At 61.9% G+C, this 14,393-nt stretch carries 10 protein-coding genes; 3 read left to right on the forward strand and 7 right to left on the reverse strand.

The window, feature by feature from the left end:
- Window positions 1-96 precede the first annotated feature (96 nt).
- From AC07UX_RS11110 to AC07UX_RS11130, 5 genes are all read right to left on the reverse strand, one after another.
- Window positions 97-2,571: a glycosyl hydrolase 115 family protein gene (locus tag AC07UX_RS11110; protein WP_495192059.1), complete on the reverse strand. Its 2,475-nt coding sequence runs from the start codon at window positions 2,569-2,571 to the stop codon at window positions 97-99.
- A 25-nt stretch (window positions 2,572-2,596) separates the two neighbouring features.
- Window positions 2,597-3,712 (reverse strand): beta-galactosidase BglB, encoded by a 1,116-nt coding sequence (gene bglB / locus AC07UX_RS11115; protein ID WP_495192060.1) that lies wholly within the window; start codon window positions 3,710-3,712, stop codon window positions 2,597-2,599.
- 154 nt (window positions 3,713-3,866) lie between these two features.
- Entirely contained in the window at window positions 3,867-4,181 is a 315-nt protein-coding gene (locus tag AC07UX_RS11120; protein WP_495192061.1) for an L-rhamnose mutarotase, read from the reverse strand.
- Between the two features lie 75 nt (window positions 4,182-4,256).
- Window positions 4,257-5,774 carry a rhamnogalacturonidase gene (locus AC07UX_RS11125; protein WP_495192062.1) on the reverse strand — a complete coding sequence of 506 codons (1,518 nt, stop codon included), beginning with the start codon at window positions 5,772-5,774 and terminating at the stop codon, window positions 4,257-4,259.
- Window positions 5,775-5,779: 5 nt separating this feature from the next.
- The gene (locus tag AC07UX_RS11130; RefSeq protein ID WP_495192063.1) at window positions 5,780-6,982 is read right to left on the reverse strand and encodes a rhamnogalacturonan acetylesterase; all 1,203 of its coding nucleotides are present in this window, start codon (window positions 6,980-6,982) and stop codon (window positions 5,780-5,782) included.
- 327 nt (window positions 6,983-7,309) lie between these two features.
- On the opposite strand from AC07UX_RS11130, the gene AC07UX_RS11135 reads away from it, so the two are divergent.
- Complete coding sequence (locus AC07UX_RS11135; RefSeq protein ID WP_495192064.1) at window positions 7,310-10,261, forward strand: TonB-dependent receptor; 2,952 nt, start codon at window positions 7,310-7,312, stop codon at window positions 10,259-10,261.
- A 200-nt stretch (window positions 10,262-10,461) separates the two neighbouring features.
- Here AC07UX_RS11135 and AC07UX_RS11140 read toward each other — a convergent pair whose 3' ends face one another.
- Window positions 10,462-11,244, reverse strand: coding sequence for an IclR family transcriptional regulator (locus AC07UX_RS11140; RefSeq protein ID WP_495192065.1), 783 nt, complete (start codon window positions 11,242-11,244; stop codon window positions 10,462-10,464).
- A 186-nt stretch (window positions 11,245-11,430) separates the two neighbouring features.
- On the opposite strand from AC07UX_RS11140, the gene AC07UX_RS11145 reads away from it, so the two are divergent.
- Window positions 11,431-12,906: an MFS transporter gene (locus AC07UX_RS11145; RefSeq protein WP_495192066.1), complete on the forward strand. Its 1,476-nt coding sequence runs from the start codon at window positions 11,431-11,433 to the stop codon at window positions 12,904-12,906.
- Window positions 12,907-13,110: 204 nt separating this feature from the next.
- Here AC07UX_RS11145 and AC07UX_RS11150 read toward each other — a convergent pair whose 3' ends face one another.
- Complete coding sequence (locus AC07UX_RS11150; protein ID WP_495192067.1) at window positions 13,111-13,368, reverse strand: hypothetical protein; 258 nt, start codon at window positions 13,366-13,368, stop codon at window positions 13,111-13,113.
- Between the two features lie 127 nt (window positions 13,369-13,495).
- Here AC07UX_RS11150 and AC07UX_RS11155 point away from each other — a divergent pair, with 127 nt between their 5' ends.
- Window positions 13,496-14,176 (forward strand): CDP-alcohol phosphatidyltransferase family protein, encoded by a 681-nt coding sequence (locus AC07UX_RS11155; protein WP_495192068.1) that lies wholly within the window; start codon window positions 13,496-13,498, stop codon window positions 14,174-14,176.
- The last annotated feature ends 217 nt before the right edge of the window (window positions 14,177-14,393 follow it).

The following is a 14,393-nucleotide window of genomic DNA, read 5'->3' on the forward strand; positions in this document are numbered from 1 at the left end:
TCAATCTCATCCTCGCCTTGGATCGCGCCTGTGATCCTTATCCTTCGGCGCGGACATTAAATGCCACATAGTGGACGTTTATCACGCAATATGAAATTAATGCAAGGCGCCATCGGTCTCGGCTCGCAGGAACCGCACCGCCTCGATCATCACGCCGCTATCGTTGGCCGCCACCGTCAGATCATGCCGGCCACCCGCCAGTGCACCGGCTAATGTCAGGCTCAGCCGATTGTCCAGCACCCCCATCGCCCATGCCCGGCTACCCGTCTCGCGCGGAATGACCTGGGCATGATCCACGCCATCGACCCGCACCGTCAATCGCAAGGGGTCGCCATCGCGGTCGGCATAGGCAGGCAGCAGGTCCACCACCATCTGCCACTGTCCGGCGGGCAGGGTAACGGTGACCTTGGCCACGCCGCCCATGCCATTGACCGCCAATAGACTGCCCTGTCGTCCCAGCCCTTCGACCAATCGCCATCCCGTTTCGAAGGCGAAGTCGCGTGGCGCAACGACTGTCCAACTCGCTGTCTCACCGGCGGACCGCTTGCCGGCTCCTGGCGGCGCTACAGCATTGATCGGAGGCAGGATCGGCGGGATCAACCGGTAGCTGCGCCATTGCCCGTCGGCCGGTTCCACCGCCATCATGCCGCGCCATTTGCCACCCGCGACCACCCGATTATAGTGCCGGGTCAGCGCCCCGATCGCGGCATCGGCGTCATGCGCCGCCTGCGCCCGCCGCATCGCTTCGGCCAGGTCGCCGTCGCGCAACCGATCATGCGCCTCGGCCGCGAAGAAGCGCCGGTTCGCCGCCGCAGATGCCCGCACCGGATAAGCCACCAGTTCGAAAAATGCGTCCTGCCGTTCAGGTGCAACAAGAGGCTCGATCCGCCCCACCGCCTCTTCCATCGCCGCGAAGGCCGCCAGCCGCTTGTCCGCTTCGTCGATCGTCAACGGGCTTTGCCGCGCCTTCTCGCCCGGCAGATGATATTGCAGATGTTCCGGCCGTCGCTCGAAATTCAACCGATGATAATCGCGCAATATCCCCGCGATCGGCCGCGCTACCGCCGTGCCGATCATGTCTGCGGCCCATCGTTCGACCCACCGGCCGATCGGCTCGGCGCGCGTCCCGTCCACATCCCACGCCATGCGCAGGAAATAGTCTGTACCCAGTTCCGCCGGCTTCAGGTCGCCGACATTGACCACCCACATCGTCCGCGCGCCCTTGTCCCAGGCCCGGCCCATTTCCTGCCGGATCAGCGCGGGCGGCGTGGTCGACAGCCAGAGGTAGGAGAGCGGCGCGCCCAGATAGGAAAGATGATAATAGACGCCCGAACCGCCCTTGCGCGCGCGCTCGGCGGCATCGGGGAAATGGCGGATATAGCCGAAATTATCATCCGGCCACATCAGCGTCACATCGTCCGGCACCTTCAGCCCCGCCCGATAGACGTCCAGCACTTCCTTATAGGGCGTAAAAACCTGCGGCGCCCCGGAAATCCCCGCCTTGCCCAGCATCAGCCGCTGGTCGGCAAATATCCGTTCCAGCGTGCTGCGCCGCTCCTCGACCGTCTTTGGCCCCACCATCCCGCTGTCATGGATGCCCCGCATCCCCAGCGTCCAAACGCTTTCATATCGCGCGTTGGCCGTCACCCGTTCGCCCCAATAGCGACGCACGCCGTCGGGGTTCTTCAGATAGTCGAAATCCGCCGCCGGTGCGCTCCATTCCCCCACATTGTTTCGTAGCATCGGTTCGGCATGGCTGGATCCCATCACGATCGCATAGCGATCCGCCAACGCCGCATTGGCCGGGTCGGCGTTGAACGGCCGGGTCATCTTGTGCATCGCGGGCCACAGCAGATTGGCCTTCAACCGCAGCAATAGTTCGAAGACCTTTTCATAGCTTTTGGGCCCGAGCGGCTTTTCGCCGGGCGCATATGTGCCGGCTGCCCAGGGCACCAGCCCCCAGTCCTCGTCATTCAAAAATATGCCGCGATATTTGACCGAAGGCGGCCCGAACCGCTGTACGCCTTTCGCCACATACAGGGCATCCCGGTGCAGCGGCGCGACGTCCGCCCACCAGTGCCAGGGCGACACGCCGATCGCCCGTGACAATTCATAGACGCCATAGGCCGTACCACGCCGGTCGCTTCCTAAAATCACCAGCGCCTGCGATACGCCAGGCACCGGCCGATCGACGGTGACGATCAGGAAACTCTCCCACGCGCCCTTCAGCATGCCGGCGTCGATCCGCTTGGCGGCCACCAGTCGGTCGATCGCGGCATTATGCCCCAGCGTCCCGATCCATATTTGCGCCGTACCGCCTTCGGCCGCGCCGCTGACCGTGGCGATATCCCGGCGCAGGTCGGCAGCGGCGATCCGCACCACGGCATGGTCCGCCGCATCGGTGACCAGCTTTGCAGCGATCCCGTTAGCCGCCAGTATGAAATCGCCCGCCCGCGCCCGATCATGCACCCATTGTTCGGCCAGCGCCGGCGTCCCCAGCAAAAATGCCGCCAGCCCGATCAAGCCGGCGGCATTTTTGCGCAACAGGCGAAAGAGGCCCAGTCCTTCCACAGCCGTCCCCTTGTCACCCCTTGCCTCAGATATAGGTCCGCAAAAACTCGCCCAGCGCGCAGATGGCCAGGCTCTGGCCATAGGGCATGGAGGTGAGCGCAATATCCTTGTAGAATTGCTGGGTGTCGCCCATCGCGGTGCCGAAACTCACCTGCTGCAACTCGCCCGCCTCGTCGATATTGGCCAGCACGCCGCGCACCGCCTTGATCCCGACGTCCTCATAGTGGCGCGGCAGATAGCCCTTCCGCACGCCCTTCAATATGCCATAAGCGAAACCGGCGGTGGCCGACGCTTCCAGATAGCTGGTCGGATCGACGATCAGCGTGTGCCACAGGCCGGTTTCCGCGTCCTGCGTCTCGGCCAGCGTCTTCACCTGCGCCGTCAGCGTATCGATCAGGAAGGTGCGGAAGAAATCGCCTTTCGGCAGGTCCAATATCTCGATGATTTCCGGGATCGCGATCGTCACCCAGCAATTGCCACGCGCCCACAGCGCCTCGGCGAAATTGTGGCGACCGTTAAAGTCCCAGCCGTGGAACCAAAGGCCGGTTTTCGTATCGAACAGATATTTGATATGGACCAGGAACTGCCGCTTGGCTTCTTCGATATAGGCCGGGCGATCCAGCAGCAGGCCGATCTTGGCCAGCGGCAGGACTGACATCATCAGCGTATCGTCCCACATCTCGCCGGGATTTTCGTCGTTATAGACGATATGCTGGAACCCGCCTTCCTCGGTCTTGGGCAGGCCATCAGGCGCCATCAGCCATTCGGCCCATATGTCCAGATAGGGGATGTAGCGCGGGTCCGGCTCATATTCATACAGATAGGCCAGCGTGATGAATGGGGCCATCGTATTGATGTTCTTGGTCGGCGTGCCTTCGGCAAAGCGATCCTCGAACCACTGCTTGATGATCTCCAGCGCCTTGTAATCGCCGGTCTGCTCGAAATAGCGCCACATGCCGAACAGGCCGACGCCATGGGTCCATTCCCAACCGGCCCACCCCTTGGTGTCGATGATGCGACCATCGTCCAGATGGAGCAGGAATTCGCCCGTCTCGTCCTTGATATTGACAAGATTGTCCATCAGCCGGTCGATGGACAAGACGACCTCGCTGCGTGGGACATCATGATGGATAGCGGCCACTTACTTATTCTCCTTAAGGTCTGAAGGCATTTGGCGCGGCAACCATCTGCACTGGCAGACCGCCTTTCATCGGGATGGGATAGCGCGGCATGGGCGTTTTGGATCGGCATCGATCTTTGCCCTTTTGCCGTCCGCCATCAGCGCACGCATGGCGTCAGTCCATGTGGAACAGCATAGGGAGCGCCCATTCCTTGGGCTGGTTGCTCGCCTGCACCTCCATCAACGGCGCCATATAGTCCCACCAGCGCTGCATCACCGGATGATCGGGCAGCGTGTCGCGGCTGTTGTCGTCACGCAGCTTCAGCACTGCGAACAGGCTCAACGTCTCTTCGTCCAGGAATATGGAATAATCGTATATGCCCGATTGCGATAACAGGTCGGACAATTCCGGCCATATGGCGTCATGACGCTTGCGATACTCGTCCACCACACCGGGCTTCAGCTGCATCTTGAAGGCATGGATAGACATTTTTCCCCAATCCCAAATCATAGCCATATTATGGAACGCTATACCTATATTTGGTAGCATCGTCCCATATATGCGTCAACGCCAGAGCGGGCTGTTCCGCACCGAAAAATGGCGCACCTGTTCCATTGCAATGGGGGCGCGCAGATCGGGCGTCATTGTCTCGGCCGTCAGCCGCTCGATCGCCAGGCCGTCCACATGGCGCGCCCACAACGCCCAACTGGGCAGCACGCCGAACATGCTCGGTTCCGGATAGGCGTCAGGCAGCTCGGCCGGTACGCGCGCCGCGTCCGCCACCGTCCCGCCGCCCCGATAGGATAGATGCACGTCACGCAGCGTCACATCGCGGATCGGATGTCCCGGCAAACCCGCGATCGTGGCACAAAAGCGGTGATCGATCCCGCGCGCATCCACCTCGCGGATCGTCACGCCTTCGATCGCGCCTATTCCCGTGCCCGCCGGCCCCCGTCGCCGATCGCCCAGCCGCAGGAAGAGCGGCGCGGTGGTGACGTCGCGCATCGTCAGCCGCTGCGCCACCACATGCTCCATGACGCCACCGTCCACGGACTCCAGCGCCAGCCCCCTGCATCGGGCGAAGCGGCAATCCTCGATCCGCACATTGCGATATCCGCCGTTGCTTTCGGTGCCCAGCTTGATCCGGCCCGTCACCCGGTCGCGATCCGGAGCCATCTCTTGGCGGGTTCGTTTCGTGCCATCCACCAGCGATCCCATATCGTAACCGGACACATCGCAGTCACGGATCAGGATATTCTCCGCAGCGATCGCCCGACCCAGGGCAAGGCTGCTCTTCATCACGATCGCGTCATCATTGGGCGAATTGACCCGGCAGCGTTCCACCACCACGTCACGCACGCAGTCCAGGTCGATCCCGTCCCGCTCGGTATCGATCGTCAGCCCCTCGATCCGAAGGCCGCGCGTACCTGTCGCCAGGATCGCGAAATGCCCACCCTTCAATATCGTGAAGCCGGACAGATGGATGTCGCGCCCATTTTTGAACGCGATCGCCTTGTTGCCTTGCCCCTGCATCGCCGCAGCGGCAGGTTCCAGTTCCGCGATCTGCGCGTCGGTCATGCCCTGCATCGACAGCGGACGCTCGCCAGCTTGGCGTTTCCACCGCGCGCCCGGCCCGTCGCGGGTCAGGCCGATCCCGTGGATCAACCCCGGCCCAATAATCGCCACCTGCTCGACATCCTCGCCCCAGATCAGGCTGTTGTGCCAATGGCTGTGCCCGAAATCCTGATAAAGCTGGTCGATGCCACCTTCAGGAAGGTCGTACCGCCCGCCATGCCGGGCCGGATCGGCCGCCTCGATCACCGTGCCTTCGGCCAGCAACAAGGTCACCCGGCTCTTCAACCGGATCGAGAAGCAGAGATAGCGGCCACGTGGGAGAATGACGGTGCCGCCCCCGGCGCGCGACGCCGCTGCGATGGCCGCATTGATCGCGCCGCTGTCGATCGCGATACCATCACCCTTCGCGCCATGATCGCGCACATCGAACCGCCGTGCCGCATGCGCAGGAAAGACCGGCAGTACCAGCGCAGCGGCAGCGCCCAGCATCAGGTCGCGGCGGCCCATGCGCATCAATTTCCCGCCGGTCGCTGATTGCTGCGGATCAGGCTTGGAACGATCGCCACCCTGTCCAACTGCGGCCGACCCGGTACGAAGGTCGGGGCGACGACATGGCCAGCCAGCGTAGGCACCTGCGCCTTGATCCGCTCCGCCACCGCCCGCGCCAGCAACCAGGCACCGGCATTATTATGATGCGTCTTGTCCTTGCCGCCATCGTTGAAGATGGCTGGCGCCACATCGGGGCCCAGCGCCTCATAGATGGCCCGGCTGTCGGCATTCAGATCGATCAGCGGCACCTGCTCCTCGGCCGCAACCTTGCGCACTGCCGCCGCATAGGTGCCCAGCGTGTCCTTGATCCGCCCGGCCTCATCGAAATTGCGTCGTTCGGGCGACGTCACCAGAACCGGTTGCGCGCCGCGCCGTCGTGCTTCGGCAATATAGGCGCGTAAATAGGCGGGATAGGTCGTTGCGGCATCGGCGTAGGTCTGCGGCCATTCGGCTTTCTGGTCGTTATGGCCGAACTGGATGAACAGCCAGTCGCCCGAATTCATCCCCGCCAGCAATTTGTCGAAACGCAGATCGGTCAGGAAGGATTTGAGGGTGGCCCCCGATTTGGCATGATTGGCGACCACTACTTTATCGTCCAGCATCCCCGGCAGCATCTGGCCCCAACTAGCGGCCGGCTCGGCATATTGATCGGTCACGGTCGAATCGCCGGCGAGAAACACGGTCGCCGCATGGACGGTCTCTATCCGCACCGATCGGACGACCGGCTTTCCCAGAAACTCCAGCGTCAGCTTCTCGTCCCACGTATAGTCCTGAGCGTCGCGCGCATCGATCCGCACTGTGCTGCCGCCCGGCGCATTGGGCGGTGGAGGCGTGAGGGCTGGTCTGCGGATATTGACCAGGAAACTGCGCTCGACCGTCTCACCCCTGCGTGTGAGGACATGGTTCAGCATCAGCCGCCGCGCCTCCGCCTTGACCGTAGTGTCGCCTGCCTGCGCGCCGCCCAGTGTCAGCGTTACCCGATAGTCGCCCGCGGGCAAGGCGACGGAAAAAAGGAAAGCGTTGTTCGATGCACCCGGCTCCATACCATGGCCGCCTGCCTCATAAGGCTGTCGGCGTTCCGCCGACTCGGCGCGCAAATCAAAATCGGCCGACGCAGAAAGCGATGCCGCGGTCATCATCAGGACAAGGGCGGTGGACATCGGCATGCGGGCAACCATCCGATCAGGCATGAAGAAAAGGGGGAGCGCGACAGCGCCGTGGCGCTCCCCCAGATAGACCGCCCGTGCAGGGGCGGGTCGAACCTATAATCCCGTTAAATAGATTTATGATCCATATATAGGGACATAAATATTCGTCAATGGATTTCGTGGCGAAACGCCGCCGAAACGGTCCACAATATGGAATATAAAATCACATGATGATTTTTCTGGCTTTTGTCCGACCGCAGGGATAGGATGATACAAGAGTTCACATAGTGGAACCATCGATCGACCTCCGGGGAGGAGGCGGTCAGGACATTGGGGAGGATATTTATGCCTGTACGTTCCGCATTTGCCCGCCGCAGTTCGGCCCTTGCGATCGCTTCGACCCTATTGGTCGCCCTTCCTGCCATGGCGCAGGAACAGCCCGTCGCCGATCAGGCCGCAGCCGATCCGGGTGTCGCCGACATCGTCGTCACCGGTTTCCGCGCCTCGCTCAACAGCGCGCTCGGCATGAAGCGACAGGAAGCAGCCGCCGTCGATTCGATCGTGGCAGAGGATATCGGCAAGTTCCCGGACTCCAATCTGGCGGAATCGATGCAGCGCGTGCCCGGCATTGCCCTGGCCCGCGGCGATGGCGGCGAAGGGCGTAACATTTCCGTCCGCGGCCTTGGCGCCGGTTTCACCCGCGTCCGTATCAACGGCATGGAAGGCACATCGCAGACCGGATCGTCCGACATCTATGGCGCGGGGAATAACGGCCGCAGCTTCGACTTCAACGTCTTCCCGACCGAAATCTTTTCCGCCCTGTCGGTGCGCAAGACGACGTCTGCCGATGTCGAGGAAGGCTCGCTGGGCGCAACGGTGGACCTGAGCGCCCCCAGGCCGATGGATCAGAAGGAAGATTTCGTCCTCGCCGCCACTGCGCGCGGGGTCTATAACGAATTGTCGAAAATGGTCGATCCGCGCGCCTCGCTGCTCATCTCTAAGAAGTTCGGCGACAGTGGCTTTGGCATCCTGGGTTCGATCGCCTATCAGAAGCGCCATCTCCGCGAAGTCGGCTATTCGGCGGTGGATATCCTGTCGGCCAATGCCAATGGCGGCTTTTGCTCGCCGCTGGGCGCGCCTATCAACGCCGCCGGGCAAAATGCGGGCCAGCTCGCCTCGCGCGGTGTGACGGCGGCAAATTGCAGCACGAACAATCCTCGCACCAGCAACGCGGCCGCCTATCAGGCAATTCAGGATTTGCGTCGCGACGATCTGGCCGGCACGCCGGGCAGCGGCGCCTTCCTGCCGCGTCTCCCCCGCTATTTGAACAGCCAGCAAAATCAGGAACGCATCGGCGGCTCGCTGACGCTGCAATTCCAGCCGGATGACGCAACCGACATTTCGGTCGATTTCCTCTATTCGCGGTTTGAAGTCACCCGCCGCGACAATTACATCGCGGCTATCTCGTTCGCCCGCAACGCTTCCAATCTCGGACAGCCGATGACGTCGGTGCGGGACATCGAATTTGATGATAATGGATCGCTGCTCTATGGCCTGTTCGACGGGGTCGATGTCCGATCCGAAGGGCTGGTCGATCATTTCGTCTCGACCTTCAAACAGGCGAATGTCAACTTCAAACGTCAGTTGAACGACAGCCTGGAAGTCAGTGGCATCGTCGGCTTCAACCGTTCAATCTGGGACGGGAAGAAGCGGCTCCAGACCTTCATGGACGCGATCGACACCAACGGCTTCTCGATCGACTTCCGCGACGGTGGCAGCACGCCCAAGCTGGGCTTTGGCGTGGACGTCAGCGACCCGGCGAGCTTCAATTACGCGCCCACCCTGGCCAACGGCACCGTGCTGGGCGGCTTCAGCTTCCAGGGCAAGCCGTCCAAGAACACCACCGACAATATGACCGCCGAAACCAATTTGAAATGGACGGTCAGCGACGCTTTCTCCATCCGGGCGGGCGCCCAATATCGACGCAGCAACTTCCTCTCCACCTTCCTGCGTCCCTATAATGCGGATACGGTGGTCCGTGCCCTGCCGGCCGGCACCACGCTGGCGGATCTCACCACCACGATCACTGGTGTCGACAAGCTGTGGGGCAATGGTGCACCGTCCAGCTGGGCCGCGATTGATCCCGACAAATGGGCCAGCACCTTCGGTTTCGATGACGTCCGCTATTGCGGCGTGGAATGTGGCGCCGGGCGCAGCCGTGTCGTGGAAGAAGTTTCCAGCGGCTATCTGATGGCGAACTTCGATCTGGAGGAAGCGTTGGGCGTCTCCATTCGGGGCGACGCGGGTGTCCGCTATGTCAAGACGGACATGGTGGGATCGGGCTATATCAACATTGCCAGCGCGTCATCCCCCACCGGCCTTGCCGGCCAGTATAAGGCCGTCCGCAACAGCTATGACGACTGGTTGCCGTCGGCCAATATCGTGATCGAGCCGATCGATAATCTTCTGCTTCGTTTTTCTGGTGCAAAGGTATTGTCGCGGCCTGAACTGGGTGTGCTGACGCCCACGGTCACGATCAATCCCACCACCCGCGTCGGCAGCATCAGCAACCCGCTGCTCAAACCCATCCGGGCCAATACGTTCGACGCCGCGGTCGAATGGTATTTCCGGCCTGGCTCGCTGTTGTCCGCCGCATTCTTCTACAAGGATATCAAAAGCTATATCCAGAATGTGAACAGCCAGATCAACTTCAACGAGCTGGGTTTGCCGGACGCGCTCCTGATCGGCGGCACAGCCGTGCCCACCGATCCGTTCACCATATCGCAGCCGTTCAACACGCCGGGCGGCAAGCTGAAGGGTATTGAAATCAACGCACAGATCCCATTCACCTTCTTCAATGGCTTCTTGAGCAATTTCGGCCTTCTGGCCAACTACACCCACGTCACATCGAAGATTAACTACATTCTCGCCAGTACAGGTGGCGTCCCCACCGTAACCACCACCGCCGATCTGGTCGGCCTGTCGCCCAACACCGCGTCGGCCACGCTCTATTATGAGGATGACAAGTTCAGCATTCGCACGACCGGCAACTTCCGCGACCAGTTCATCCGTGGCATTCCGGCCTCGCCCGGCAGCGATCTTCAGGGCAATGCCAAGACCTTCTACATGGACGCATCGGCCAGCTATAACGTGACTGATCGCCTGAAGGTCATTCTGGAAGCGACCAACCTGACCGACGAACAAAACCGTCTCTATATCGATAGCACACGGCAGGACACGCTGTTCGAAACCCGGATCGGCCGCACCTTCACCTTCGGCGTCACCTACCGGATGTGATCTGAACCTTATCCTCTCCCCCAAACTGAAGGGCGCGGCCACTGCGGTGACCGCGCCCTCATTGTACCGGCCTGTCCTATTGGACATGGTTTTGATATCATGGTGCTACGCCGGATCGGAGCGCACCATAATTTCCCATTTTTGTTCGGAAATATCCGAATTGGCGGGAAATGTGCGAAGTTAAGCGCGCGATCTCCTATTCAGCGCGGCCCGCTATAGCCCACTGCACCGCTGATCAGCTCGGCCGATCGCATCACCTGCTCCGCCAGACCGGGGCGCAGGTCGTCGGTCAGATAATGCGCGGCGCTGGCGATCGAAATGGCGATGCAGATCTGTCCCTTGGCATCGCGAACCGGCACCGCGATCGACCGCACGCCGTCGCCCAGTTCGCTGTCATGCAGCACTTCGCCCCGCGCCTTGTGCCCGCGCATCTCCGCGACATGGGCCTGGATTTGCGCGGCCGTCACCTTGCCGTCCTTGGCTTCGACGTAGAGCCGCTCCCATGTCGCCTCATCTTCGTCCAGCAACAGCGCCTTGCCAAGACCCGTCTCCGCGATCGGACGGCGATCGCCTGGGGCCGTGGCGACGCGCAGTCGCTGCGTGCCGGTCACGCGGTCCAGATGGCGCGACCAATCGCCTTCGCGCTTCCCCACGAACACGCAGAAACCGGTCCGTTCGGACAGTAATTCCATAAAGGGGCGGGCGACCCGCACATAGTCGATCTGCTCGGTCGCCAAGACGCCTAGCTGCAACAGCTTGGGGCCAAGGGCAAAGCCATCGCGCGTCACCGACAGATAGTTGCGCGACTTGAGCGCCTGTACCAGTCGATGGGCAGTGGTCTTGCTCATGCCCAGCTTGCGGGCCAGGTCCGCGGCCCGGATCGGCCCGTCGATCACCTCATCCATGATGTCGAGGGCCCGCATCAAGGTCTGCGTCCCCTTGACGGTTTCGCCTCCCTCTTTCCTGTCGTCGCCGTCCTGCATATCAGCCTGCCTATCCTGCCGCCCCATATAGAGGGACGTTCCATATAGAGGAAAGCGTATCGGCTATATTGGACCTTTTGTCAGCCTCTTTGTTGATGTGTGCACCCGCAGGCGTATTCGTATGCACACTTGCCCGATCGACCCGGCCATGGCAGCGATAGGCACCAGGAGAGGGGACCAGCATTTATGGACAAGCCGAAACAGGGCTTTGCCGGTTTATGGAATATCAGCTTCGGCTTTTTCGGCATCCAGATCGGTTTTGCATTGCAAAATGCCAATATGAGCCGCGTCTTCCAGTCGCTTGGTTCCAGCATCGACAATCTGTCCGTCCTATGGATCGCCGCGCCCCTGACCGGCTTGCTGGTACAGCCCATCATCGGCCATCTGTCAGATCGCACATGGCTTGGTCGCCTTGGCCGCCGGCGCCCCTATTTCCTGCTAGGTGCCATCCTTTCCGCGTTGGCGCTAGTGGGCATGCCGCGGAGCGACAGTCTGCTGATGGCCGCGTTGCTGCTCTGGTTGCTCGATGCCAGCCTCAATATCTCGATGGAGCCGTTCCGCGCCTTTGTCGGCGACATGCTGCGCAAGGACCAGCATACGGTCGGTTACGCGGTACAGACCGCCTTCATCGGCGCGGGCGCAGTGGTGGGATCGCTCTTTCCCTGGCTGCTCGACCATCTGGGCGTCGCCAATGTGGCGCCAGCGGGGCAGGTGCCGGATACGGTACGCTTCAGCTTCTGGGCGGGCGGGGCGGCGCTGTTCGCAGCAGTGCTATGGACAGTGGTCACCACGCAGGAATATTCGCCCGACGACATGCGGGCCTTTGCCGATGCGGAAGAGGCGCCCGGAGCAGCGCCAGATCTGTCCACCCGCGCCGTTACGCCCTGCCTAGCCTGGATCGGTGCGGGGCTGATCGTCGCTTCGCTGGTCGACCATTGGGGCATGGAGAAGGAAGTCTATCTGCTGGCCGTGCTGCTCGCGGGCTATGGCACCGCCAGCCTGGCCGCGATCCTGCTGGCGCGGGCAGGGCGGGGCGCGAACATGCTGGCGCATATCGTCGGCGATATCGGTGGCATGCCGCCGATCATGCGCCGCCTGGCTCTGATCCAGTTTTTCAGCTGGTCGGCGCTGTTCATCATGTGGATTCATACCACACCGGTCGTCGCCCAATATATGTTCGGATCGGCCGATCCCGCCAGCGCCGCCTATCAGGCCGGGGGCAATTGGGTGGGGGTGTTGTTTTCCGTCTATAATGGCGTGGCTGCCGTCGCTGCGCTTACCCTGCTGCCCTGGATCGCGGCGCGGATCGGCCAGGCCCGCACCCATGCGCTCTGCCTGGTTGCGGGCGCCGCAGGGTTCGGCAGTTTCCTGGTGCTGCGCGATCCCCAATTGTTGCTACTCAGCGAAGTGGGCATCGGCATCGCCTGGGCCTCGATCCTCGCCATGCCCTATGCGATGCTGGCCTCCAGCCTGCCGCAGGCGAAGCTGGGCGTCTATATGGGCGTGTTCAACATCTTCGTCGTGGTGCCGCAACTGCTGGTTGCCACGGCCATGGGATCGATCATGAAGGCGTTCTTCCCCGGCGATCCCATCTGGACAATGGCCTTTGCCGCCGTGACGCTGCTGCTGGCGGCGCTGGCGACCCTGCGGATCAGGGGTTGAGGAGAACAGGACCGAGTCGCGCGATATGCACACCGGTCCAGCTCAGTTGGGATGCTTCTGCGCCTCGACACCTTACGCTACGGAAAGCGTTGCATTGCGCCACGCATGCAATTTTTGCAACTGCGAGAATCTTGTTCGCACTTGCGGGAAAAAGTCAGGTCGGTCACAAGGAACGTGCCTTTCAGGCATCCTCTCCTAAAAACTTTACGGGCTGGTCTTCGGATCGGCCCTTTTTTTGTCTGCGTCGGTCGGGCTATCGTCCAGCCCCTGCGGCATACGCCAGGTGACGCCTTCGTCCAGATAGGCCTCCAGTTCACGCCAATGCCGGTCCCAGCCGGGACCGCGCCGAGCAGGCGGCACTTCCTGCTCCACCATCAACCGCGCGCGCCGCACCGGATTGGACGGCCGCTGTTCCATGCGCGTGACTATGTCGCGTAGATCCTGGGGCCGGTCATTGCTCATGATATTCTCCGCGAGACTCCGATCCCGTAGGCCGCCTTTGCCCCCGAAGCAGCTTGAGAGGCAATGGTCTTGCCGCGTGCGATGCAACGAATATTGTTTTACTGTCATGCTTCCGTCATAAAGCCCCATGTCATTGCCATCCGGCCCAACGGCCCCGCCCATCGCCCGTATCCAGCAAAATGTGTTGGCCGTCGGGGAACGTCATCTTCTCAACTGGCTTTGCGCTCGCATGCCACGCTGGGTCACGCCCGATCTGCTGACCGCGTTCGGCATGGTCGGCGCCTTCGCCATCTTTGCAGGCTATGCTGCCAGCAACTGGGGTGTCGACTGGCTGTGGCTTGCCATCGCCGGCTATGCGATCCAGTGGTTCGGCGATTCCATGGACGGCAGCCTGGCCCGCCACCGCAAGATCGAACGCCCATCCTACGGCTATTTCATCGACCATAGCTGCGATGGACTTGCCACCTTGCTGATCCTGGCCGGCATGGGCGCCAGCCCCTATATTCGCATGGACGTCGCGCTGGTGGCGCTGGCCGGCTATCTGCTGCTGTCCATCCACGCCTATCTGTCGGCTCGCGTGCTGGGCGAGTTCAAACTCTCCTATCTGGCCGCCGGTCCCACGGAATTGCGGATTTTGCTGATCGGGCTGACCGTGGCGATGATGCTGCTCGGCTATGCGCCGGGCCTGTTCGGCGCGGTGTCGGGCTTCGACCTGTTCGTGGGTATCGTCGGCGCAATATTGGTGCTGCTCTTCATCAAGCAGACGCTGACGACGGCCAAGCGCCTGGCATTGGCCGAACGCCGCTGATCCAAGCCGATCCGGGCGGAGTCTGGCCGATCCATGCGGGATCGGCCGGCCTGCCGTCACGGGTGACGACGTTCCCGCGCGCCGCAGCGTGAAATCAACTGGTTAAGGCGCACTTCGTCCTGCGCGCCCGACGCAAATAATTGGCAAAACCAATCCAGACACCGTGCCAATAAAAGCATGGTTCCTCTCCCTTATTATCCGCGCAGCATAACAGATT

It is taken from the genome of Sphingobium sp. GW821-FHT02B05, assembly GCF_059421905.1.